The organism is Aeromonas media, from assembly GCF_000819985.1.
GTDB lineage: Bacteria > Pseudomonadota > Gammaproteobacteria > Enterobacterales > Aeromonadaceae > Aeromonas > Aeromonas media.
This window is the reverse complement of sequence record NZ_CDBZ01000163.1, coordinates 1-241: the sequence shown is the minus strand read 5'-3', so window position 1 is coordinate 241 and position 241 is coordinate 1. Positions and strand designations below refer to the sequence as shown.

Annotated in this window: 1 protein-coding gene; it reads left to right on the top strand. The window is 68.0% G+C overall.

What is annotated here, in order from left to right:
• Window positions 1-241, top strand: a 241-nt coding sequence (locus tag BN1127_RS14210) for a sigma 54-interacting transcriptional regulator (protein WP_042649911.1), incomplete at both ends; no start/stop codon positions are given.

The window sequence follows — 241 nt, the reverse complement described above, 5'->3', positions numbered from 1 at the left end:
GAGCCGCTCGCCTCGACCCCCCATGCCGAGGGCCAGCCGGAGATGATAGGCCGCTCCCCCGCCATGGCACGGCTGCGCCACGAGATAGACGTGGTGGCGAGCTCGGAGCTGAACGTGCTGATTTTGGGGGAGACCGGGGTCGGCAAGGAGCTGATCGCCAAGGCGGTGCATCAGGGTTCACCCCGAGCCAAGGCGCCCCTTATCTATCTCAACTGCGCCGCCCTGCCGGAATCGGTGGCGG